16 protein-coding genes are annotated in these 24406 nt (G+C 38.6%); 11 read left to right on the top strand and 5 right to left on the bottom strand.

The features are described from left to right. Window positions 1–3190 (top strand): glycoside hydrolase family 2 TIM barrel-domain containing protein (locus AC4MRQ_RS03815; protein ID WP_491196320.1); only part of this gene is annotated, 3190 nt, incomplete at its 5' end. Between the two features lie 206 nt (window positions 3191–3396). After that, the gene (cysC, locus tag AC4MRQ_RS03810; RefSeq protein WP_491196319.1) at window positions 3397–3957 is read left to right on the top strand and encodes an adenylyl-sulfate kinase; all 561 of its coding nucleotides are present in this window, start codon (window positions 3397–3399) and stop codon (window positions 3955–3957) included. 262 nt (window positions 3958–4219) lie between these two features. Here the strand turns inward: cysC and AC4MRQ_RS03805 are convergent, their stop codons facing one another. Next, window positions 4220–5596 carry a DUF4153 domain-containing protein gene (locus AC4MRQ_RS03805; RefSeq protein ID WP_491196318.1) on the bottom strand — a complete coding sequence of 459 codons (1377 nt, stop codon included), beginning with the start codon at window positions 5594–5596 and terminating at the stop codon, window positions 4220–4222. Window positions 5597–6112: 516 nt separating this feature from the next. Here AC4MRQ_RS03805 and AC4MRQ_RS03800 point away from each other — a divergent pair. Further along, window positions 6113–7615, top strand: coding sequence for a YfiR/HmsC family protein (locus AC4MRQ_RS03800; RefSeq protein ID WP_491196317.1), 1503 nt, complete (start codon window positions 6113–6115; stop codon window positions 7613–7615). Between the two features lie 59 nt (window positions 7616–7674). On the opposite strand, the gene AC4MRQ_RS03795 is transcribed toward AC4MRQ_RS03800, so the two are convergent. Then, window positions 7675–8727: a substrate-binding domain-containing protein gene (locus AC4MRQ_RS03795; protein WP_491196316.1), complete on the bottom strand. Its 1053-nt coding sequence runs from the start codon at window positions 8725–8727 to the stop codon at window positions 7675–7677. 83 nt (window positions 8728–8810) lie between these two features. After that, a complete protein-coding gene (uxaC, locus tag AC4MRQ_RS03790; RefSeq protein ID WP_491196315.1) occupies window positions 8811–10205 on the bottom strand; it encodes a glucuronate isomerase in 1395 nt (464 codons plus the stop codon). Between the two features lie 181 nt (window positions 10206–10386). Here uxaC and AC4MRQ_RS03785 point away from each other — a divergent pair, with 181 nt between their 5' ends. The 7 genes from AC4MRQ_RS03785 to AC4MRQ_RS03755 all read left to right on the top strand — a co-directional run bounded on the left by AC4MRQ_RS03785 (window position 10387) and on the right by AC4MRQ_RS03755 (window position 17375). After that, window positions 10387–11424, top strand: a complete 1038-nt coding sequence (locus tag AC4MRQ_RS03785; protein WP_491196314.1) for a PfkB family carbohydrate kinase — start codon at window positions 10387–10389, stop codon at window positions 11422–11424. Between the two features lie 224 nt (window positions 11425–11648). Then, complete coding sequence (locus AC4MRQ_RS03780) at window positions 11649–12317, top strand: bifunctional 4-hydroxy-2-oxoglutarate aldolase/2-dehydro-3-deoxy-phosphogluconate aldolase (protein ID WP_491196313.1); 669 nt, start codon at window positions 11649–11651, stop codon at window positions 12315–12317. 6 nt (window positions 12318–12323) lie between these two features. Beyond that, window positions 12324–13166, top strand: coding sequence for an SDR family oxidoreductase (locus tag AC4MRQ_RS03775; protein ID WP_491196312.1), 843 nt, complete (start codon window positions 12324–12326; stop codon window positions 13164–13166). Window positions 13167–13243: 77 nt separating this feature from the next. Beyond that, window positions 13244–14428 carry a mannonate dehydratase gene (gene uxuA / locus AC4MRQ_RS03770; protein ID WP_491196311.1) on the top strand — a complete coding sequence of 395 codons (1185 nt, stop codon included), beginning with the start codon at window positions 13244–13246 and terminating at the stop codon, window positions 14426–14428. A gap of 15 nt (window positions 14429–14443) precedes the next feature. Continuing rightward, window positions 14444–15430: a TRAP transporter substrate-binding protein gene (locus AC4MRQ_RS03765; protein WP_491196310.1), complete on the top strand. Its 987-nt coding sequence runs from the start codon at window positions 14444–14446 to the stop codon at window positions 15428–15430. Between the two features lie 11 nt (window positions 15431–15441). Next, complete coding sequence (locus AC4MRQ_RS03760; protein WP_491196309.1) at window positions 15442–15915, top strand: TRAP transporter small permease; 474 nt, start codon at window positions 15442–15444, stop codon at window positions 15913–15915. Then, window positions 15915–17375 carry a TRAP transporter large permease gene (locus tag AC4MRQ_RS03755; protein ID WP_491196308.1) on the top strand — a complete coding sequence of 487 codons (1461 nt, stop codon included), beginning with the start codon at window positions 15915–15917 and terminating at the stop codon, window positions 17373–17375. The genes AC4MRQ_RS03760 and AC4MRQ_RS03755 overlap by 1 nt, the downstream gene beginning before the upstream one ends. 363 nt (window positions 17376–17738) lie before the next feature. On the opposite strand, the gene AC4MRQ_RS03750 is transcribed toward AC4MRQ_RS03755, so the two are convergent. Beyond that, window positions 17739–20339, bottom strand: a complete 2601-nt coding sequence (locus AC4MRQ_RS03750) for a sulfatase-like hydrolase/transferase (protein WP_491196307.1) — start codon at window positions 20337–20339, stop codon at window positions 17739–17741. A gap of 17 nt (window positions 20340–20356) precedes the next feature. After that, window positions 20357–22609: a T9SS type A sorting domain-containing protein gene (locus AC4MRQ_RS03745; RefSeq protein WP_491196306.1), complete on the bottom strand. Its 2253-nt coding sequence runs from the start codon at window positions 22607–22609 to the stop codon at window positions 20357–20359. Between the two features lie 209 nt (window positions 22610–22818). Between AC4MRQ_RS03745 and AC4MRQ_RS03740 the strand changes: the two genes are divergently transcribed. After that, complete coding sequence (locus tag AC4MRQ_RS03740; protein ID WP_491196305.1) at window positions 22819–24327, top strand: T9SS type A sorting domain-containing protein; 1509 nt, start codon at window positions 22819–22821, stop codon at window positions 24325–24327. Window positions 24328–24406 lie beyond the last annotated feature (79 nt).

The following is a 24406-nucleotide window of genomic DNA, read 5'->3' as shown; positions in this document are numbered from 1 at the left end:
GTTAAGTGAGAAAGTGATTGTTCGTTTCAAAATAGTTCTGTTATTTGTTTTCCATATAACTAATGTCTCTGCTCAGGTTCCGGCTGAACTTCAAAATCCTGAAGTGTATGGAATTAATAAGCTACCTGCCCGAACTTCTATATGGCCTGCGGCTAATGTCCAAAGTGCTTTACAAAGTTCCTATGGTCATTCCGATTGGGTGCAGTCATTAAACGGCGAGTGGCACTTCAACTGGGCTCCTGAACCTTCGCAACGACCTGCTGACTTCTATCAGGAAACATTTGACCATAGTGGATGGGGCACTATTACGGTTCCTTCAACCATTGAGCGTCAAGGTTTCGGAACGGCTCAATACCTGAACGACCGTTACCCTTTTAAAGTTAACCCACCAAAGGTTATGGATACACCTCCAACTGATTACACAACTTATAAAGAACGTAATCCGGTTGGTTCTTATATTCGTACGTTTAAAGTGCCCGAAAACTGGAAGCAGAAGCAAATAATATTGCATTTTGCAGGCTTGAGTTCAGCGGCATTTGTGTGGGTAAATGGTCATAAGGTTGGCTATACACAAGGCTCACGTTTACCATCTGAATTTGATATTAGTTCTTACCTGAAAGAAGGGGAGAACCTACTGGCTGTTGAGGTTTATAAATACTGCGATGGCTCCTATCTCGAAGATCAGGATTACTGGCGACTGAGTGGTATTTACCGCGATGTATTTCTGCGGGCTGTACCAAAGGTGAACCTGTGGGATGTATACGCTCAGCCCGAAATCAATTTAACCGATATGTCGGCAGAGGTGAATCTTTTCACGACATTTACCAGCTTTAGTTCGTCCAAAGCCAATAAACACAAGCTGCGCATTAAACTATTATCACCGGAAGGTAAAGAGGTATTTAGCCGCGATAAGATCGCGATTAATACAATCCATCAGGGTTTTAACAAGGAAGCATATCAGGCAAGCTTTCAGGTCGAAAATATTCGTTTGTGGTCGCCCGATGATCCGCAAATGTATCATCTTCTTATAGAACATCTCAATAAAAACAAGGTGCTTGAAGTATATAACCTGCCACTGGCATTTAGGGAGATGAGAGTGGACGGAAAGCAGGTACTTTTTAACGGTCGTCCATTCAAGATCAGGGGTGTTAACCGGCATGAGTTTTCTCCGGATCAGGGCTGGACGATTACCCGAGAGCAGAAGGAGAAGGAAATCATACTGTTGAAGCAAGGTAATGTGAATTTTGTACGAACTGCGCATTATCCCAATGATCCGTATTGGTACGAACTCTGCAATCGATATGGTATCATGATAATGGACGAGGTGAATGTGGAATCGCATGGCTTAAGCTACCATAAGCGTGTGTTGCCGGGCGATTTACCTGAGTGGGAAAAGGCTTGTACGGAACGTATGGAGCGGATGGTGGTCCGAGATAGGCAGCATCCTTGTGTAATGATGTGGTCGCTGGGTAACGAAGCAGGGTACGGCAATACCTTTATGACTATGCGATCGGTGACGCAACAGATTGACAAGGAACAACGCCCGATCCACTATGCCGGAATGAATCTGGCCGCCGATATGGACAGTCAGACCTATAAAACCATTAAATGGCTGACGGCTCATGTGAATGGTAAAGCCAAACGTTTTGGCGAGCGTGGCGAAACATCCAACTCATCCATGCATGGAGAATATCCATCAGGCAAACCATTTGTGATGAACGAATATTGCCATGCTATGGGAAACAGCCTGGGTAATTTTCAGGATTATTGGGATCTCGTTTACGAGGAAGATATGCTGGCAGGCGGATTTATATGGGACTGGACCGACCAGGCGCTCTGGCGGAATCCTGAAAATCCGGACAGTGGCTTTGTTTATGGAGGGTATTACGGTGATACGCCTAACGATGGAAATTTTTGTGTAAATGGCATTATTGCTGCCGACCTGGAGCCTCATCCGCATTATTTCGAGATGAAAAAGGTGTACCAGCCTGTGTATATGAGGCTAGTTAGTGAAAATCCATTAAAGGTTGAAATTATCAACCACAGCAGTACCAGCAACACCAATCAATACACTTTTAGTTACCAGTGGATAATTGATGGAAAAAAGAGAGTTGAAAATGTGCTGACAGATATTAATATTAACCCTTTAGATCAACAAATAATTACCTTTGAAAACGAGGAACTGCCCAAAGGCAAAGATGTTCACCTTAATATCTATTGTCGCCAGAAGGAAGATCGATCATGGGCTTCCAAGGATTACGTATTGGCTTGGGAGCAATTTGAAATAGCCAGGTCAGAATCGTATTTGATTGAGGAAACCAAAACTGTTGATGTTTCATTTAAGGCTGTTGATAAGGCCTATCTGTTTAGTGGCAACGATTTTCAGTTAGTGATTGATAAAGAAACAGGATTGTTGAAGGAGTATTGGCACAAAAAGCAACAGCTAATCAAAGAACCCATGCGCTTTAATTTCTGGCGTCCTTTAACCGATAATGACAAAGGCTGGAAAGTGGACAGAAAGATGGGAGTTTGGAAAACAGAAGCAGATCGTTACCAGGTAAAGGATATCCGGCTGCTGAAAAAATCTGGAAGAATTAACGGTGTACAGGTGCAATTTGTGTTCCTTGAAACAAAAACAACCTGCCGGGTGAATTATACCATCAGTCCATCGGGGCAACTAAAAGTGGATACCCAATGGCATATTCCAGAAGGCAATCCCAACTTACCACGTCTGGGCTGGCAAGTGGAAATCAACTGTGAACTGGAGCAGGTTGAATGGTTTGGTCGTGGTCCGCACGAAAACCATAAAGACCGCAAAACGGGTGCTGCAGTGGGCATCTACCAGCATAATGTGACAGACTGGATCACTCCATATGTCAGGCCGCAGGAGAATGCCAACCGTTGCGATATACGCTGGGTTGAGTTTACAACTGGCAATAACGATGGTTTACGCATTACAGCCGATCCTTCTCATCTGTTCTCAATGAGTACACGACCCTATACCGCCAAAGAGTTAAGTACAAAACGATTTGATTGGGAGTTGAAAAAGCACCGGAATATTTGCCTGCAGATTGACTATGATCAAATGGGTGTTGGTGGTGATAACTCCTGGGGGCATCCCATACTGGAGTCTTATCTGATCAAACCGGGCGACTATCGATTGGTTTTCTATATTGGAGGAGTTCAGTAATGAAAAGTATTACGATAAATCAGATCAATTGATTAATTCAATCGAGTTATTGGATCTTAACGGTATATTGCATGGTAGATATGAAATGAAAACGTACCAGTATCAGCTGGATACCAATAACTTTAAAAAAGAACCTATATATTGTTGATTAAAATGCTTGACGATATGCAAGAACACAAACTAATCATCAATTAATACTGGATTGAATGATCATGAATGAGGATCAACAAGATAGCCAGAGTAAAGCTGAAATAATCTGGTTTACAGGATTGTCAGGTTCTGGAAAAACCACATTGGCAAATGCACTTTGCAGCATGTTAAAGAAAGCAGGTCGCAAGGTGGTTGTTTTAGATGGTGACGCAATTAGGCAAAAAAATCAAAATACCAATTATACAAAAGAGGGACGAATCAAACACCTTGAAAAGGTGGCAGAAGAAGCTCAAAGGATTCAAAAAGAAGGAATAACAGTTATTGCTTCTTTAATAACTCCATATCAGGTATCCAGAGATTATTTACGCTCATCGTTAGATAACTATACAGAAATTTACCTTTCAACACCCATTGAGGTTTGTGAACAAAGGGATGAAAAGGGCTTATATAAGAAAGCCCGAAATGGAGAAATTGACAACTTTACAGGTATTTCAGCACCTTATGAGGTTCCTCAAAATCCTGATTTGGTAATTGATACTTCAAAGTGTACCGTTGAACAAACTATGCTGGTTATTATTGAAAGGCTGTATAAAACCATTAGCTTGGATAGTAAATGAAATTATCGTTTTGTAGCTGACAATTGACTATTTATGAACACATAAGGATATATGATGGATTTGAACCTAAGAACAAGACTTCTGTAAACGATTGATATTTATAACTGCAAATTACGCGAATGAACAAATTGTTTTCTGGAGGAAAACCCTATGATTTGTGTAATTTGTGGTTCCTTAATATTTTTCAGAGAGTATTACATCTAACCATGCGAATTGTTTTCGCTCCATCGGTTGGCCCTTATAGTTCATAAAAAGAGCCCAATTACTTAGTCCTATTGTATTGGTTAATGTATAAACTCCAACTTTGCCAGTTACAATTTGAAGCCTTTTCGGTCAGATGTAATATTTTATTGCGGACGATTAAAGCATTATTAGAATATGGCCCTTCCTTTTCACGAATAAAGTCATCAACCAATTCAAGGTCCGGCTTGCTTAAACTCAATATATAGGATAGGTCAACTGTTTCAGAATAGGAAAGGTTATATCTTGTAATTAATCTATCCATTGGAATAAATGACATCAAAACAAAACAAACAAATGCATTCATAGTTAATTTGTTAAAATACAGCCAATTTGTGAAAGGATTATAAAGCTTTTTTAAAGAAAGAACTAAACCAATTACCACACAGATTAAGCCTAAAAACACTGCGATTCTTTTATAAGTTAATCCATAAACCTCAACATACAGAAAGTTTTTGTAAGCAGTAATTAGAGCAAGTAATAAGTTTTGTAAAATCCAGAAAATGCTTGCGTTTTTTATAATTTTTAAGTTTGAATGAAAATTTAATTGACCTCTAAAAAAATAGATCACTAGTCCAATTGCTAAACTAAGTGTAAATATAAGAGTATAAAATCCTTGGTGGACATATTCTGAATATGTGATTCCTTCTGGTAATTTACCTGTAAAAATGACAATTAAGTCACCAACATTAGCAATAAATAAAATGACACCTATAATCCAAATACTCAACTTGGCAATTAAAAACTCTTGTTCATCTCTTTTAGTAAGTTCTGATTTGTTTATTGACGTGTTGATTAAGTTTAATTCTTGAATGCTGTCATTTATGTTGATTTTTACAAGACCATATAATAAAAGAAACAATCCTACTATTGTTAATATAAACCCAAACTCAATAAAAGACAGGTCAATTTTAGAGAAAAGCTCTGAAAAAACAGGGTTACTATTAATATATAACATGATAAAAATAGAAACAATTATTGCAGTAATTAAGTAAATAATACCTTTTCTGTTTCCTGATGATTCTTTAGGTGTAAGCTTAGATTCATCTTTTTTAAATATGCTAAATGGACTTTCAATAATTGAGTACAAACCCTGTAGAAGAGTGACAATGGGAAATGGTGTTGGTAGCATTGTACTCCACATAAATAAATAACTAAAAAGCCAGATAATACGTGTCAATAACTGTGGATACCAAACTATAAAAAATGAGCTCAACAAGGATGGAAGAATCGCTATAGCTAAACTTTTAACCCCCTTTTCTTTATTTTGATAAATCAATACAATTGCAGAAATGGTGGTGAATACCAATTTGTTTATACCTGCGTCTTGTTTGTAAAACAAGTAACTACCAACGATTGCCAAACAGATGGTGATTAGATTTCTTTCTTTTTTATTCATGATTAAAGTTTTAAAAGTACTTTGTATTTCAAAGTATATATTTAAAAAAATATTTAGTCTTTAAGGGTTTTCAAATTAATGCATAATGACCTTCTATTAAACCAGTTAATACACCTGATGATAAGAATCTTATTGAAGGATTCATCATATTCTGAGTGACTTGGATTATTTCTATTACATTCATGCATAAAAGTACTTTGAGTTACAAAGTTGAAAGATTATTTTGGATTAACAAATAAATCGAAGAAAAAATATAAGCCAGATTAGCCAAGCATTTCGTGCTTGAAGCATTATGTGCCAATTATCCTCCTATTTGTTTTGTTTATCAAAAGAAGTTGAGGATTGATCAAGCATGGCTGGTGCTTTCATTCAAAAATTCTATTTTAGCATATACTATTCGGATATAGCTGCCCTGCCTGGTGAGGCGAGAATGGGGATTGGGGGCATTTCAGCAACATGAGAAATTAGTATTCAATGGCGATTGTCGTTGAATAAATACGTACGTAAAAACAAAGCATGGATTATTTATTCAAAGTCAGAAAAATTGCAGTTAGTTTGATCCTTATTTTCATCTCTATTACGGTTAATGCGAAGAATGAAAACATAATTACCAAAAGAAAAGCAGATTTTATTATTGATATTGCAACAAAGATTTCCTATCCGGCAGTTACTGATGCAAAAAGCTATAAGATTGGAATATACGGTAAAGGTAAAGCTATCAGGACATTGTTTGAAGAGTTAGAGTCCAGAGAAGAAGAACTAACCATCCGTGGAGTACCGGTTGAGTTATTAGAGTTTAAGAATATTAGAAGTGTTGAAACCGTTGATCTTTTATATTTGGCGGGAGATAGTAAAATCCGCATTAGCGATCTCAATGAGAAACTAAACGGACATCCATACATTATTGTAACAGAGAATTTTCCTTTTGGAACATCCATGCTCAATTTCGCTATGGATAAGAGTAATGAGCTTTTCTATGAGATTCAAAAAGAAGCCATCAACAGCAAGGGTGCGGTAATTGAAGAAAGCTTACTATCGTCACATAATCGTATAACATCTGAAAAGGTATGGGAACAAAAGCTTGAAGCTGCCCTTCAGGTGATTGATATGCAGGAAGATAAAATTGAAGAACAAACTGAAGAAATTGTTGAAAAAACTAAAGTCATAAATTATCAACGCATTGCCATTTTTGTAGCAATTGTATCCATTTTAATGATCAGTGGATTGGGGTTGGTGTTATGGCGCATTAATCGGCAGAAAAAAGAAGCTCTTAAAAATATAGTTGATAGCATTGTTTATGCGAAGCGGATCCAGAATGGAGTTTTGCCTACCGAGAAACTAATCAAAGAACACCTGCCCAATTCATTCATTCTTTATAAACCCAAAGACCTTCTTTCAGGTGATTTTTATTGGTTGGAAAAGATAGGAGATAAGGTTTTTTTCGCTGTGGCAGATTGCACCGGGCACGGCGTTCCGGGTGCAATACTTAGTGTCATGTGTATTAATTCTCTCAATGAAACAGTTAAGGAGTTGGGTATTTATGAGCCCGGTAAAATACTTGATAAAACAACAGAGATTCTCGAAAGTCAATTTTCGCAAAGTGACGAGGATGTTACTGATGGAATGGATATCGCTTTATGTTGCTTCGATGTAAAAACGAAACAATTAGACTATGCGGGTTCTAATAATTCCCTTTACTATATTCAAAATGAAGAATTAAATGAAATAAAGCCCAACAGGCAACCCATTGGTAAATATGAATACCGCGAACCGTATACCAATCACACAATTAACATCACAACAGATACAAGGCTCTATATCTTTTCAGATGGCTATGTTGACCAATTTGGCGGACCAAAAGACAAGAAGTATTCTTATAAGAGATTCAGGAAGACACTTCTTTCTGTACATCATCAATCAATGGAGGAGCAAAAAGAAATAATTGATAACGAAATAAATACATGGAGAGGTAATAATGAGCAAATCGATGATATTTGTGTGATGGGGTTGAAGATATAACAGCGGTGTACTGTAATGAACACCACGTTAATGATTAAACATTAATAGCGTTTGATAATTTACTTCAACAAACCCTCGTAAAAATCGATGTTTTGACGATTTAGTATGTCAATAGGCAGGTAATGAGTACCATCAACTTCTACTTTCTTAAACAGGTAATTAAACATCAACATCACCGCATTGTAACCTTGCGCTTTTGATTGCTGTCCAATCAGCACATCAATCATCCCTTCTTTTAGGTATTGCACATTTTCATCAAGGGTATCAAAGCCAATGATCATTTTGTTTGGAAGCTGGCTCTTTTTCAGGATACTGGCAATGCGGTATGCGCGAGAGTTAGGTACGAAAATAATCTGTACCTGACTATTATTATTTAGAAAATCCAATAGAATTGATTCGTATTTCTTTTCCTCTTCCTCAATTTTCAGCGTCAGGTGATGAATCTTAGGTTTGAATGTATTTTGCCAAGCAAAGTTCATAAAGCCATCGATTCGTTCTTCGTGGTGCGAAAACTCGTGCTGCTCTTTTGAAACATAAGTGATTAGTATTTCCTGATCAGTTTTAAGTGCCATCTGACATAGACTGGCAGCTACTTGTCCGGCAGAATGAGCATGTTGACCGATAAAAGCAAGAGGTTCAGTTTCTGTATGATGGATATTGAGGTGAATAAAAGGGATATTCATATTCCTTAATTCCTTGCAAAAGCTTAATGATTCATCAAAAAACATTGGCACATACACAATTCCATCATATTGTTTTTCAAGCACCTGTTGACTGATTTCTTTAAATGAGTCCGCGCGAGCATTAAAATAGAATTTATCTATAATGACTTTAAATGATGATAATTCAGATATAGCCTTGTTGATGCCTGAATCGGGTCGTTCCCAATATATTATTTCATCGGGAGCAGGTATGAGGCAAGCTATTTTGTGTTCTTTCTTAAGCGCCAGATTACGGGCCATAATATCAGGTTCATACCCCAACTCTTTTATCGCCACTTGAATCTTTTCGGCAGCTTTTTGAGAAACTTTACCACGTTTGTGAATATAACGATCAACAGTACCAACCGAAACTTCAGCCTTTTTAGCTATATCTACAATTCTGATTTTCATCCTGAATAAAATAAGAACGCCAGTAAGATACTGGCGTCCCGCATACCAATTATTAACCCAAAGAAACTATAATTTATGCATTTTTAAAAATTGAAATAGTTTTTCGCATTGTAATAACAAATGCCTTCAACATATTCCTTTAATAAACTCATATCATTAGGAATTAAGCCATTCTCCACATCTTGACCTAACAGGTTGCAAAGGATGCGACGGAAATATTCATGCCGGCTGTAGCTCAGAAAACTGCGCGAATCGGTCAACATGCCCACAAAGCGGCTTAGTAACCCCAGGTTGGATAAAGCATTCATCTGTTTTTCCATACCATCTTTCTGATCCAGGAACCACCATCCCGATCCCCATTGTATTTTACCAGCAATGCTTCCGTCCTGGAAGTTTCCGATCATCGTTGCATACACTTCATTATGTGATGGGTTCAGGTTGTAAAGAATGGTTTTAGTTAGCTTGCCTTCAGAGGCTAAGCGGTTGAAGAATTTAGACATGTCTTTGGCAACCAGGTCATCTGCAATAGAGTCAAAACCGGTATCAGCACCAATCTGATTAAACATTTTAGTGTTGTTATTTCGAATTGCACCAACATGGAACTGCTGTGTCCAGCCTTTGTTATAGTCCATCACAGCCAACTCATACAATACGGCCGATCGGTATTTTGAAACTTCAGTTTTGCTCAGAGTTTTTTTATTAATCCCTTTTTTAAAAATGGATTCAATTTCATCGTTCGTAAAATCATCGCAGTAGAAACGATCCAGTCCATGATCAGACAATTTACAACCCATCTGCTCAAAAAAGTTCTGACGAACCTGAAGTGCTTCCATTAGCGTGGCATAGCTTGAAATCTCAATGCCCGAAACTTTACTGAGTTTTGCCAGGTAAGTAATAAAGTCATCTGCCTGATTAATGGCCAATGCCTTATCAGCCCGCCAGGTAGGAAGTACCTTGGTTTTAAAACCAGAATCTTTAATCATCTGGTGCCATTCAAGTGAATCAGCCGGATCATCAGTAGTGCAGATCACTTCAACATTAGCTTGTTGAATTAATCCTTTACATGAGAATTCCGGTGTTTGCAGTTTAGCATTACATTCATCCCAAATTTCTTTAGCAGTATCCTGGTTTAACAATTTTTTGATACCAAAAGGCTTATTGAGTTCCAGGTGTGTCCAGTGATAAAGAGGATTCCGCAAAGTATATGGAACCGTTTTTGCCCAATTGTTATATTTATCCCAATCGCTGGTTTCGCCCGTTATATATTTCTCATCAATACCATTGGTTCTCAAAGCACGCCATTTATAATGATCGCCATGTAACCATATCTGCGTCAGGTTTTCGAAGTTAATATCTTCAGCAATCTGTTGCGGAGATAAATGGCAATGATAATCAATAATAGGTAGGTGGGCTGCATATTCATGGTACAGCGTTTTGGCTGTGTTATTAGATAATAGAAAGTCGTCGTGTATCAGCATGTTAATAGATTTTCTGTGCAAATATAATCAAAAAGTGTGTGCGCACACACTTTTTGATTATATTTGCACAGAAAAATAATTTAAAGATGGTATTTACAGTTTTGTAATTAATTGGAAAAATAAGGGGAGAGAAGCAAACAAAGCAGGTGCATCCTGCATAATGAAACAAATTATATTTAAAATGTCTAAAAAAGTAATCACGTTTGGAGAAATCATGTTGCGCCTGTCAACGCCGGGTTACCAGCGCTTTTCACAGGCAAAAAACTTAGAAATGTGTTATGGAGGAGGTGAGGCTAACGTTGCATACTCTCTGGCTAATTATGGAATCGAAGTTGCATTGGTGACACGCTTACCTAAGAATGATATGGGTGAGGCATGTATGAAAGAATTGAGAAAGTATGGCGTTAACACGGAGCATATATTATATGGAGGTGATCGTTTAGGAATATATTTTCTGGAGACAGGAGCTGTTGCACGCGCAAGCAAGGTCGTGTATGATCGGGCTTTCTCTTCATTTTCAACCATTGAGCCCGGTATGGTGAATTGGGATGAAGTGTTGAATGATGCCGCCTTCTTTCATTGGACCGGTATCACACCGGCTGTTTCGCAAGGTGCTGCTGATGCCTGTCTGGAGGCCATTAAAGCAGCTAACCGTTTGGGTGTAACTGTTTCGTGTGATCTGAATTATCGCAAGAACCTGTGGAAATATGGTAAAAAAGCATCTGAAGTAATGCCGGAACTGGTGACAGGATGTGATATTGTATTGGGTAACGAAGAAGACGCTGCGATGGTATTAGGTATTCACCCCGAAGGAATGGATGTTACAAGTGGTCATGTTGAAGCAGAAGCTTACAGGAGCGTATCTCAGCAAATAATGAAAGAATATCCGCGAGTTAAGAAGGTGATTACAACATTGCGAGGTTCCATCAATGCCAACCACAATAAATGGTCGGGCGTGTTATATGACGGTGAAAAACTGTTTAAAGCGGCCGATTACGACATCACGCATATTGTTGATCGTGTTGGTGGTGGCGATTCATTTATGGGTGGTTTAATCTATGGTTTATTGACTTATGAAGACGATGACCAGAAAGCCCTTGAATTTGCAACAGCAGCATCATGCCTGAAGCATACCATTCATGGCGATTACAACCTGGTGACGGTTGAAGAAGTTGAGAAACTTATGGGAGGCGATGCTTCGGGGCGTGTTTCCAGATAATTTGCTGGTTATTGATGACAAAGTCTTGTTAGTTTGACTTTTGCAGATTAGAGTAAATAATTTTTGTTTGAAATAATAGTTTTTTTGAAGGAGCCTGGTAACGACCGGGAAAATGGTAAGAGGATGGAGGTGGATTGGTTTCTTCGTCCTTTTACCTTTTGAAAATAATAGAATAACCAGTGATTATATACAGGCCGGCTTTGCTGTCTTTTTAAAACAATATCATGTCCAAATACACAAGAATAGAAGTTTATCTGGCAATGAAGGAAACAGGCGTTGTGCCCGTATTCTACCATGCCGATATAGAAGTTTGTAAAAACGTGCTTAAAGCATGTTACAATGGTGGCATTCGTGTTTTTGAGTTTGTCAATAGGGGAGACTTTGCACATGAACTTTTTACTGAATTAAATAAATATGCCTTGACCGAATTACCAGGTATGATTTTGGGTGCCGGCTCCATCGTTGAAGAGGGAACAACAGCTCTCTACATTCAAAATGGAGCTAATTTTATCGTTTCTCCATTGCTCAATGAAAACATGGCTAAAATTTGTAACCGACGGAAAGTTATGTGGTCACCAGGCTGCGGAACCATTAGTGAAATTGGAAAGGCGCAAGAGTTAGGAGCAGAAGTGGTTAAAGTATTTCCGGCATCTGAGGTGGGAGGTCCGTCATTTGTGAAAGCAGTGAAAGCACCGATGCCCTGGACGGATATTATGCCTACTGGTGGCGTAAGCTGTGATAAAGAAAATCTGGAAATGTGGTTCGCTGCTGGTGTTACATGCGTTGGTATGGGCTCTAATTTATTTCCTAAAGAAATAATGGATAGCAAAGATTACAAAGCACTGGAAGAGAAGGCGAGAGAATTAATTAATACAATTAAATCCTTAAAATAGAATCTGATGACAGAGTTAAATTTAAAAGATAAGGTAGCAGTTGTAACAGGTGGAGGTGGCGTATTATGTTCTACCATTGCTAAGGGCTTAGCAATTCATGGCGTTAAAATGGCTATTCTTGACCTAAATCAAGAAGCAGCGAAGAAAGTAGCGGAAGAGATTACGGAAGATTATGGCGTTTCTTCAATCGGTATTAGTGCGAATGTATTAGAAAAGGAATCGCTTGAAGCGGCATTAGAAGTCATTCATAAAGAATTAGGTACTGTTGATTACTTGCTAAACGGAGCCGGTGGAAATGCAGCCAGTGCTACAACACAGGCAGAGTTTCTCACTGATGATAAACTTGATAAATTGGAAGAAACATTCTTTGGTCTTCAAATGGAAGGATTTGACAAGGTATTTGCATTGAACTTCCAGGGAACTTTATTGCCTTCAATGGTATTTGCCAAAGATATGCTGAATAAAAAAGAAGGAGCGATTGTTAATGTATCTTCAATGAACTCTTATACACCTTTAACTAAGATACCGGCCTACTCGGCTGCTAAGGCGGCCATAAACAACTTTACTCAGTGGCTGGCAGTGCATTTTGCCAAAACCGGTATTCGGGTAAATGCAATTGCTCCAGGTTTTTTATTGACCAATCAGAATCGTTTTTTACTGATTGATGAGCAAACAGGTGAAGCTACTCCTCGTGGAAATAAAATAATCACCAATACACCTATGGAACGTTACGGTGAGCCTGAGGAATTATGTGGCACCGTTAATTACTTATTATCCGACTGGTCAAAATTTATCACAGGTGTAGTTGTACCTGTCGATGGCGGATTTAGTGCATATAGTGGTGTTTAACAATTAGGTCTTGAAGAAGCCATGGTGTTTGTGTATTGCTTTTTTTCATGGCTTCTTCACCTTTAAAAGAAATAACAATGATAGAACAAACTTGGAGATGGTACGGACCTAATGACCGTATAACATTATCAGATATAAAACAAACCGGTGCAACTGGTATTGTGACAGCTTTGCATCATATTCCAAACGGTGAAGTGTGGACTGTTGAAGAAATTAAAAAGAGAAAAGCTGAGGTTGAAGCGGCAGGGCTTGTATGGTCTGTTGTAGAGAGTGTGCCTGTTCATGAAGATATTAAGAAACAAAGCGGCAACTGGGAACAATATGTGACTAACTACCAGGAATCAATCCGTAACCTGGGACAGTGCGGTATTGAAACTATTTGCTACAATTTTATGCCTGTTTTAGATTGGTCGCGTACCAACCTTGAATCGGTTTTTGATGATGGCTCATTGGCATTAATATATGAACAGAAGGTGTTTGCGGCTTTTGATATTCATATTTTAAAGCGTCCAGGCGCAGCTAATGATTACACCGAAAAAATAGTAAAAGAAGCAGAAGCTTATTATAACAGTCTGGATGATGCCGGCAAGGAAATCCTGACCAATACTGTAATAAAAGGTCTACCGGGTGCAGAGGAAAGTTATACATTGGAACAATTTCAAACGGTATTGGATGCTTATGCTGATATTGACGATGAGAAATTAAGAAAACATCTCCAGGAATTTTTAGCTGCGATCATTCCCGTTGCCGAAAAGGCTGGTGTTCGTATGGCCATCCATCCGGATGATCCGCCTTGGGGCTTACTTGGGTTACCGCGGGTGGTAAGTACTTTGGAAGATGCCAAAACGATTATCAATACCGTTGATTCTGTTTCGAATGGAGTAACCCTTTGTACCGGATCATGGGGTGCTGGTTACTTTAATGATCTATCAGTGATGGCTAAAGAGTTGGCACCTCGCATCAACTTTGCCCACTTACGTAATGTCAAGCGTGATACCGATTATAACTTCAACGAAGACTATCTGTTTGATGGTGATGTGGACATTTACGCGGTGTTAAAAGCTATTATTGAAGAAGAAGAAAATCGTAAGAAAGCAGGGCGAAAAGATTTCTCGATTCCTGTTCGTCCCGATCATGGAAATCAAATGTTAGGTGATGTGGGACAAGATAATAATCCGGGCTATTCACTTTATGGTCGTATGAAAGGCCTTGCCGAGATACGCGGATTGGAATTAGGTATTCGTCGAAGTTTATTAGTTTAATTATTATCTAACTCCATGAAAGGAAAATTTACAATTAAATCAGGTTTAGCTGTTATGGTTTTATTGTCATTACTGGCATGTAACAGACAATCTAACTATTCTAGTATAAAGCTGGCTCACGGACTTGATCCATCTCACCCTGTTCACAAAGCAATGGTATTTATGGCAGATACCTTAAATAAGATATCTGAAGGTAAGATGAGTATGGAAATATACCCCAGTGCTCAGCTGGGAGGCGAACAGCAGTGTGTAGAACTTTTACAGATTGGTAGTTTAGCTATTACAAAAGTTTCAGCAGCTGCTTTGGAAAGTTTTACGAATAATTATCAGGTTTTGGGCTTACCATACGTATTGCGCTCGAGGGAGCACTGCTATAAAGTGTTGGATGGTCCTATTGGCAAAGAGTTTTTAAATTCAACCGAAAAGTATAACCTCAAAGGTTTGTGCTTTTATGATGCCGGCGCACGGAGTTATTACAGTTTAAATAAGGACATAACCCACCCAGATGATTTAGTTGGTATGAAAATCAGAGTGATGAAGAGCCAGACTGCCATGAGCATGGTAAAGGCAATGGGTGGTTCTCCAACACCTATCTCATGGGGTGAACTGTATACTGCTTTACAAAGTGGTGTTGTGGATGGAGCTGAGAATAACCCTCCAAGCTTATTGACTTCGCGGCATTACGAAGTTTGCAAACACTATAGCTTAAATGAGCACACACGTGTACCAGACGTATTAATTATAAGTACAGTTGTTTGGAATAAATTATCCGATCAGCAAAAGGATTGGTTGCAAAAAGCTGCTGATGCCTCTGTTATTGAAGAGCGGAGCTTGTGGATCGCTGCTGAAGAAGAAGCATTAAGAAAGGTGCAGGAGGAAGGGGTTAAAGTCACTTACCCGGATAAAGCTCCTTTTGAAGCCAAGGTTGAAGAACTCCTTGATTCATATAAGGAACAACCTGAATTGTATGACCTTATTCTTCGCATTAGAAACACTCATTAATTGAGCATTTTATGAAAGTTGAACAAATAATAAACAGAGCTCTTGAAAAAGTACTTATAGGCCTGATGGGCGTTTTAGTGTTGGACGTACTTTGGCAGGTTGTTAGTCGTTATCTCTTGAGTTCACCCAGTTCGTTTACCGATGAGCTGGCCGGCTTTTTACTAATTTGGGTTGGTGTTTTGGGAGCAGCTTATGTTACTGGCAAAAATCAACACCTGGCTATTGATTTATTAAAGCAAAAAGTGTCACCAAATAATCGTAGGCGCATTGATATTGCAATTAACACCTTAGTAGCCTTATTTGCCTTAATGGTGATGGTGGTTGGCGGTATATGGCTGGTGATTACTCGTTTTCAGTTAGATGTAAATTCAGCAGCATTGCGTATGCCTTTAGGTTTTGTTTATCTCGTTATGCCAATTAGTGGTCTTCTGATCATCTTTTATTCAATTGTATTGATTATTAATCCCAAAAAAGGAGAAGCCTGATGGAGTTCTTAGGAGTAATAGTTTTAGTAGTATCGTTTTTGTTTTTATTAGTAATTGGTGTGCCAATTGCCTTTAGTATTGGGATTGCAGGTATTCTTACAATGCTGGTAAGCATTGATTCACTGCCGGCTTTTACAACATTTGCTCAGCGAATGGCAACAGGACTCGACAGTTTCACTTTGTTGGCAATACCGTTTTTTATATTGGCCGGGAATATTATGAATAGTGGAGGAATTGCTTTACGCTTAATAAATCTGGCTAAAATTCTGGTAGGTCGTTGGCCGGCGGGATTAGCTTTTGTAAATGTTTTTGCCAATATGCTGTTTGGTGCTATATCTGGTTCTGCTGCTGCATCAGCATCAGCCATTGGTTCAATTATGGGACCTGAAATGAAAAAGGACAAGTACGATGAAAACTTTAGTGCATCCGTCAATATTGCATCAGCTACAACTGGTCTTTCCATTCCGCCAAGTAATATTCTTATCGTATACTCACTGGCAAGCGGGGGTGTTTCTATTACTGCACTGTTCCTGGCTGGTTATATGCCTGGTATTATGACAGGTTTGGCCATTATGTTGGTGTCAATGGCAATGGTTATTTATAAAAGAAATGGTTTGGCTCCTGCAGTTGTAACCCTTGCAAAGGTAGTGGCATCTATCTCAGCATTAATTGTATTAATAATTGGATTAAACGCATTAAAAGGCGTATCAGCAGTTGGATTTAATGCATCAATCGGTGTTATTCTTATTGGCCTCTTTGGAGCAATTATTCAATTGGTTCGGAAAAAAACACAAGGTGTCAAACGTGGCCTAAAGGTATTGTGGGACGCTATACCCAGCTTATTTCTTTTAATCGTTGTAGTTGGCGGAATTGTTGGTGGGTTGTTTACTGCCACAGAAGCTTCTGCGGTTGCAGTTTTATATGCATTGGTGTTATCTTTTATCTATCAAGAAATAAAGATAAGTGACTTACCGGATATTCTATTACGATCTGTAAAAACCACTTCAATCGTATTACTATTGGTGGCCACTTGTATTGGTCTATCCTGGATAATGGCTTACGAAAACATTCCTCAAAATGTAAGTGCAGGTTTATTAGGTGTTAGTGATAATCCCTTTGTCATCTTGTTAATCATCAACATGATATTGTTATTTGTTGGTGTTTTTATGGATATGACTCCGGCAGTGCTGATTTTTACACCAATATTTTTGCCAATAGTAACCAATATGGGTGTTGATCCAACCCATTTTGGGATTATCATGGTATTAAATCTGAGTGTGGGACTTTGTACTCCACCTGTTGGTTCGGTTTTATTTATAGGGTGTAGTGTGGCTAATGTGAAAATTGATAAGGTAATTAAACCGTTATTACCAATGTTTATAGCAATGATAATCGTTTTGTTATTAGTTACATATATTCCAAAATTAAGTCTGTGGATGCCACAGGTATTTGGATTTTAAGGGTGTAGCAGGTGTATAGTTTTTCCTTTATCAATTGTGTAAAACCTATGCCTGGACTCAGAATTTGGTTATGGTTCTTAATTGCCCATAATTTGGTCAAAGTCATAAGTTAATACAATAAGATACTTGTTAATTAATGACCAGTATCACAATTCTGCATTTGTTGGCTAACAACCTGTCTTGTTCTTGGTTTGAAAAAGAAAATAAAATCCAACCTGAATTTATTGATAAGCGAAGACGAAAAAGGCTATCCCAAAAATTCTTTTGAGATAGCCTCTTTTTTGTTTGACTCCGTTGAGATTCGAAGCAAAGTAAGAGTTCTTACAATATTTCTAATTTGCGATAGTCATATAAGATGTCTACCTATTCTTTTACAAATTTACACATCGCGACTCTTTTATCAGAAAAGAGCTTTAGCAGGTAAATTCCATCACTAATAGTTTGTACATCAATTGTTGATGCGTTGGAGAGTGTGCCTTCAGAAACAACTTTACCATTAAGATCAAGTATCTGGTACTTTGAATAGCTTATATCATTATTAGATTTAACCGTCAGATGAGTTTTTACAGGATTGGGATATACAGTCACCTTGAGATTATTGTATTTTGGTTTGTCGTTAACATTAGTACTTATTCCTTCACCCTCAAGCGGTAAACTGATGATGTCATTCGCAATGTCAGATGTTAACATCCATTTAAAAGCATTTGTGTGTTTTAATGGTTGATATACGATTTGATTTGATATTTCATCAAAAGTAATGTATGAGCCGCTGGCTATATTTTTGATGTAAAATTGCGATGAGTTATTATCTCCGGTTTCATGCAATTCCCAGCTATAATCATCCATATAAATCTTTATTGCACTGGAAACCACTTTGCCATTTTCATTCATCAGGTAACCGCTGGTCACTGTGTTCTTTATCGCGTATATACCATCTTTTATCTTTTCAAATGCCCAGTTTGCTGTTAAACCTGAACTCGCATTAATCTCAATAATCTCGTTTTCGCTCTGATACTCTAAAGAAGAGTCATCTTTAGGGATGATGTATTGCTGATTCAGGTTGTTCTGAACCATCGATTCAAAATACTCTACGGTGTTAACCTGCTCTTCAATGGTTGAAAGATACCATTTCCATGTACTACCGGTTTTGGTATCTGATACACCATCTGCCAGAATAAGAGTACCATCCCCCTTAACACGAAATGTATGCTTTGAATTAATGCGTCGGATATAATATAAATCTGGTTCTCCGGCTGGTTCAAGGTGGAATTTAAAGTCGTCAGTATCTTCTAAATTTGTTGTGAAACTCACCACTTTTTCGGCAGTTCCCTTTAAATATTCATCCGTTGTCGCGTTTTTAATATAGTAAACCTTAACCGTTGAGTTGGAGTTACCTGTGATTGTTAGTTCAATATCTTGTGTACCCACTTCACTGAAATCCCACAGAATGGCTTCTGTTGTCAGATCAAGATTGTCCATAGCCTGCGGAGTAAGTGAATTGTTAATATAGACATCCGTTCCCATGTGACGGATGTACATATTGTCACCAACAGGTATGGATTGAGCCGGATCAGATATTTTGTCAATGTGTACCTTTTCACCAATCATAGAAGCATCGTTAACGCCTTCGACTTCATTCAGGTAAGCATCAAAGAGTGCTTTCATTTCATTCATTACTTCAGTTTCTGTTCCGGACAGGTCGTTTAATTCAGATGCATCTTCAGCAGGTTTGAATAACTGGATGGTTCCTTCTTTATAATCCACATAGAGTTTATACTCGCCTCTGATCATTGCTGATCTTTTTTCACCGTGGAGCACAAAAAAATCATTAGGTCTAGATACGTTGCCGGTTCCGTTGTTTTCCAATACATCTTTAAGTGAGCCACCATCAATATTATTCAATTGTCCTGTGTAGCCTGTTATTTCGGCAAAAGTTGGTAATAAATCTAATGATGAAACAGGTACATCGCTGTAAATACCTTTCCCGATACCCGGTCCGCTAATTGAAAATGGTACCCGGATGCCACCTTCAGTATGTGCATGTTTGGCTCCGGTTAAAGGATAGTTAGTTGTTTGGGTGGCAACGTAAGACTCGTATCCTGTAGCCACAATATCAGCCCTGAAACCATTGTCGCTGGTAAAAATGATATAGGTGTTATCGCTGATACCCAATTCTTCCACTTTAGCCAATAGCTGACCAATGCTTGCGTCCATGTCTTCCATCATAGCTTTAAATGGTGGAATAACATGCTTTTCCCCGATGGGTGTTGCCAAAGCTTTATCTAACGACTCTTGCGTACTGGCAATATCCAGGTGTACTGCATAATGCGAAAGTTGTACAAAAAATGGTTTGCCGGCATTTACCTGCTCTTCCATAAAATGGTTGGTACGATCAGTAAGGCTAAAAACCTTTTTGGGATCTTTTTGAATAAAAGGATACAGGCTTGGCTGGTCTTGTGGTGTGCCGGGCTCATCAGGATCACCTTCAGCATTGGTTGTGTCACCGTCATGAAGATCATATCCCATAGCGCCTGGATCAGCATAGTCATTTTCGAGGTGCCACTTTCCAAAATGTGCAGTAACATAATTCGGATCAGCCGCTTTCAAAACTCTGGGCAGCGACATGGCCGTGGTATATTCTTCACCTCTGACTTGTTTGTCTCTCGTGTTAAAGGTTATACGGGCAGCCGACTGTCCGGTTTGAATCGAGCGCCGTGATGGAATACAATAGGCACCCGGTGCATAGCCTTGACTGAACACTGTACTGTTGTCAAAAAGAGTATCCATATTAGGCGTTACATAGTAATCACTTTTACTATCCGGATTATCGGGGTCCATTAATGTTGAGGTGGAAGCCCAGCCCTGATCATCGGTTAAAATGATAATAAAATTGGGGCTGTTTTGCGATTGTCCTGTACTTATAAGGTAAGTAAACAGGCAAAGAGATAAGATGAATTTTTTCATTTATAGCTGATTTAATATTATAATGTGATTTTTTGCGAGTGATTATGGTCGGTGTTCTGAATGTTGATAATGTACAATCCTTTGGTGGAAGTTTTTATTGCTACGCTTTCTTCCGATTGAATATTCTGATGCCTTTCAAGTAATTTACCGCTGATGTCATACACAGATAGCATAAAGGGACTTTCGATATTTGTTACCTTGCAGGATTGATTTAAAGGGTTGTAAATAAGTTGAGCAGCGTTGGATTCATTAGCGTTATCAATACTTGTCGGAGATGCTTCTTTATGAATAAACAGCGCATTGGTTGCTGCTACCTCGACTGTATTTTCTATTGATGAACCATCGTTGTAGACAGGGTGACTAAATCCCTTCAGCTTACGAAAGGTATTTCCGGGGAATAATTCATTTAGGTTAAATGTTTGCGTATTCAGTGAGGGATTCACCAGAACGATGCCATTTTCAAATTCACGGGCCAGTAACTGGGGGCTTTGGTGAATGGTTATTTGCCGTATATTGACATCATCCTGCCCTTCGAATGTTAAAGTAATATTCTGCAAACCACCTGCCTGACGATAATATAAGGATATCAGTGCATAATCAGAATTGGTGTAATAACCCCAGAGTTCATTATACATGTCATTTTCCTTAGATGTATTTTCCAGCTCGGGCAGATTACCTGCTTCAGCATAAACAATGCGGGGAATGGAGGAAGAGCCGTTGCTTTTAATTTCAAAATACATAACAGCATCTTTACCTGCTTCCCCAAAATCAAGGTTGTTAAATGTGATGCTCATATTTTTAGTGGCATCATTTGAGTTACCAACTACCTTGATAAGGCCATTTTGCTTACTGATATTACAATTGTTCGATGTGATGTTGTTGATAAAATCAGAAGGGAATTCAATACCCTTGTTATTAATCAGGTCAGGTTGCTGTTTGGCCAGACGAAGCATATCACCGACCGGAGCTCCCAGCCAGTTAACTGTTTGCTCACTACCGGCCATTTGCTCATCAAAAGGTTCCAGGTTGACCGGACGTGTCATTGAGACTCCCAGACAGGTAGCTGTTCCCAGGCACAGACGCCGGTAATTATCCGTGTTGGAAATATCAATTTGGTTATTTATTTTACTGACGATGTAGTTAAAGCGATTGCCGGCGGTGCAAAACTCCTCCCAGAAACTGTAAATATTTATAGTTTTGGCAATACCCCTGAATGCATCGTTATGCGCAACAAGTCCCTCTGATTCCATACCGTTGAATAAGTGTGTAGCTCGTTGATTGATGGTTTCATAGCTGTCACTTGTCAGAATACATTCATCACCTAAAGCTGCGCGAATTTCTTCCTGCATGGTCAGTGCACCTTCTCTAAAGTGGTTAACACCATTAATAATGCCACCATCAGCAATACCGTCATTATTCGTGTCGACAGTTGATTCACGCGGATGCCACTGCAACACATCAAAACAAATACCATTCAGATGTTGCAAATCACCACCGTTCAGCATCAGATCTTTTAGTTCATCCAGCACAATGTCGCTGGCTTGCTTACCATTGGCATCTTTTGGGCAAAGGTTCGACCAATTGTAATCGAACAGTCCGGGATTAGATAAGCGGGTGCACATAGGTGCCACATACACGCCCTTGGCAAATGAACGTGCTGTTGATAAAGCCTGGGCCCGCTTAACCAGAATCGTATTGTCCGATTCATTAATCTCGGTCATTTCAATAAATTCGTAATTATCCCATAGTCGGTTGCCTTGTGCATCAAGCTCTACCAACAATAATACAGGATTTTTAAAAGTGCCTGTGTTTTTGGATATTCTGTTGAAAGGAGTCAGGTCATCCACCACAATGGATGTGGATGTATTACTGATGGAAACAGAAAGGTGTGAACCCGGAAACGAAAGCCAGTGTCCTGGAAAATAGCGGTCGCTGCTACCAGGTTGATCATTTCGGTGTGAGCGCATATTCCAGTGTAACTGCATCAATGCTTCAGGATAATTCTCTTGAAACGTTTCAGCCCATTCCTGCGTTAACAGGTTCACCTTATGCATTTCATCCCAGTTACCGTATTTTTTGATGACACCATCAGAAGGCAGATTACCATCTTCCCATTGGGCATATGAGTCATTATAAGGCTTGGCGTATTCGCCTCTGAAACTGACTATTTTTGGAAAATTGTCAGTAAAAACAGTTTTTTGGCTCATTTGTGCCAATGCTCCGCTGCTAAGCAATAAACCACTTAGAATTGAGAGGTAGTTTTTATTCATAAATCTTGAGTAATTAGTGTAGTATTCAAAAATAAAACGATGGCTTATAGATGTTTTGCCCACATGTAACAGAACTTTTATTGTAGCTGTATATCAGCGTTTTTAGTTGTATGATACGTGAGGGCAAAAACTTGTTAACTACAAACAAACACATGAGTAGTAAAGCCTATTTCTTTGAAGCCAGATTGTTAACTAAAATTATTTGGATTATGAGAAATTTTACTCTTTTATTTTTATTAACTGTATTTTCTTTCACAACATTTGCAGCCAGTGTAGTTGTAACGAGTAATGGTAACAGTGGTGCCGGAACATTACGCGATGCAATTGAAAATGCTTCGACTACAGAAGTAACAACCATAACTTTTAACGGGGATATGACGATTACTTTATCGACTCTTATTTTTATTCAGGAAAGAATAGATAACGGTGATGGAACTTTTAGTGACGGTGAGAGTCGGGAAATTATAATAGATGGCGGGTCAAATGATATTATAATAGATGGTAATGAAGCTTCAAACATTTTCAGTGCCAATAGTGAATCACCTTTAACTTTAAAAAACCTGACGATTCAGAATGCAAAAAGCACCGGATCTAACGGAGGAGCTATTTCCGCCAAAGGAGGTTTAACCGTTATCAAATGCGATTTTATAAATAACGATGCAGACACAAAATGGGGTGGAGCAATCTTCGCAGAGAAAAACGAACTTATTGTAGAAAATTGCGAGTTTATAGATAATACAGCTAAAGACAGGGGAGGTGCGATATATGCCAATACAGTTTCATTATATGTAGTTAATACCTTATTTGAGAACAATCAGGTTAACCAGGGAAACCAGGGATTGGGAAGTGCCATTTGTAATTTGCATGGTTTTGACGATGTAGCCTTGTCGACAAAAACCGAGATTGTTAATTGCACATTTATAAAAAACAAAATTGTTGGTAGTGCCACGAAAGCGAGAACTGGTGGAACTGTGGCAACGGGAATATGGAATGCCGGCTGGGCATTTAGTTCAGCTCCTCAGCTTGATATTTACAATTCTGTATTTTGGGGTAACAGCACCGATAATGGCTCAGGAGCTCCAAATGGTTATGCGACTGAACTTTTCACTTTAAATAATGGAAGTATAAACTTGAATAATTCTGCTTTTGAAAATGTTAATCCTGTTGCAGCGGATAATATTGTAGAAGAAGCAGGAAGAGAGCTGGCATTTAGCGATGTAGGTGTTGATACACAGTTTGGTTCAGTAAGTAATTGTTTTGATGCATTGAGTTCAACTTCAGTATTTAATGGAATTACACCATTTGTTGATTACAACAGCGGGGATTTTAACTTAGCCGGAACAGTAGGTGGATCAAATAATCCTCTTATCAATTCAGGAGTTAATAATGGTTTTACTTTAAGCTTACCAAATGCTGATTTAGCCGGTAATAATCGAATTGCAGCAGGCACAATCGATATTGGTGCTTATGAATATGGAAGTACACCAACCGCGATTGGAGACATTGATGCAGGAAATACAAATAGTTACTATAGTCAGCTGGAAGAGGTTCTGTACATTGATTCAGAAGCACAGAATAACAACGTTGAAATTTATAGTTTATCAGGAGCCAATGTTTTAAATCGTACTTGTGGTGCAAGTTTGTCTTTGTCTGGTTTAGGACGAGGAATGTACATCATCAGAATCAATAACACTGAAGTTTTAAAAATAGTTAAGTAAGTATTCGAGGTTTATTAAAGGGTTGTCATTGGTTTTTCAACTGGCAACCTTTTTTTATGTCTGTTTCTGAGAAAGGAAA

Source organism: Carboxylicivirga sp. (genome assembly GCF_982718395.1).
Note: the sequence above shows the minus strand (reverse complement) of the source record. Positions and strands in the feature narration are given on the sequence as shown.

What these genes read in the sequence shown, in the direction of transcription:
- cysC (WP_491196319.1), top strand. Translation starts at nt 3,397, where the DNA reads ATGATCATGAATGAGGATCAACAAGATAGCCAGAGTAAAGCTGAAATA.
- AC4MRQ_RS03805 (WP_491196318.1), bottom strand. Translation starts at nt 5,596, where the DNA reads ATGAATAAAAAAGAAAGAAATCTAATCACCATCTGTTTGGCAATCGTT.
- AC4MRQ_RS03800 (WP_491196317.1), top strand. Translation starts at nt 6,113, where the DNA reads ATGGATTATTTATTCAAAGTCAGAAAAATTGCAGTTAGTTTGATCCTT.
- AC4MRQ_RS03795 (WP_491196316.1), bottom strand. Translation starts at nt 8,727, where the DNA reads ATGAAAATCAGAATTGTAGATATAGCTAAAAAGGCTGAAGTTTCGGTT.
- uxaC (WP_491196315.1), bottom strand. Translation starts at nt 10,205, where the DNA reads ATGCTGATACACGACGACTTTCTATTATCTAATAACACAGCCAAAACG.
- AC4MRQ_RS03785 (WP_491196314.1), top strand. Translation starts at nt 10,387, where the DNA reads ATGTCTAAAAAAGTAATCACGTTTGGAGAAATCATGTTGCGCCTGTCA.
- AC4MRQ_RS03780 (WP_491196313.1), top strand. Translation starts at nt 11,649, where the DNA reads ATGTCCAAATACACAAGAATAGAAGTTTATCTGGCAATGAAGGAAACA.
- AC4MRQ_RS03775 (WP_491196312.1), top strand. Translation starts at nt 12,324, where the DNA reads ATGACAGAGTTAAATTTAAAAGATAAGGTAGCAGTTGTAACAGGTGGA.
- uxuA (WP_491196311.1), top strand. Translation starts at nt 13,244, where the DNA reads ATGATAGAACAAACTTGGAGATGGTACGGACCTAATGACCGTATAACA.
- AC4MRQ_RS03765 (WP_491196310.1), top strand. Translation starts at nt 14,444, where the DNA reads ATGAAAGGAAAATTTACAATTAAATCAGGTTTAGCTGTTATGGTTTTA.
- AC4MRQ_RS03760 (WP_491196309.1), top strand. Translation starts at nt 15,442, where the DNA reads ATGAAAGTTGAACAAATAATAAACAGAGCTCTTGAAAAAGTACTTATA.
- AC4MRQ_RS03755 (WP_491196308.1), top strand. Translation starts at nt 15,915, where the DNA reads ATGGAGTTCTTAGGAGTAATAGTTTTAGTAGTATCGTTTTTGTTTTTA.
- AC4MRQ_RS03750 (WP_491196307.1), bottom strand. Translation starts at nt 20,339, where the DNA reads ATGAAAAAATTCATCTTATCTCTTTGCCTGTTTACTTACCTTATAAGT.
- AC4MRQ_RS03745 (WP_491196306.1), bottom strand. Translation starts at nt 22,609, where the DNA reads ATGAATAAAAACTACCTCTCAATTCTAAGTGGTTTATTGCTTAGCAGC.
- AC4MRQ_RS03740 (WP_491196305.1), top strand. Translation starts at nt 22,819, where the DNA reads ATGAGAAATTTTACTCTTTTATTTTTATTAACTGTATTTTCTTTCACA.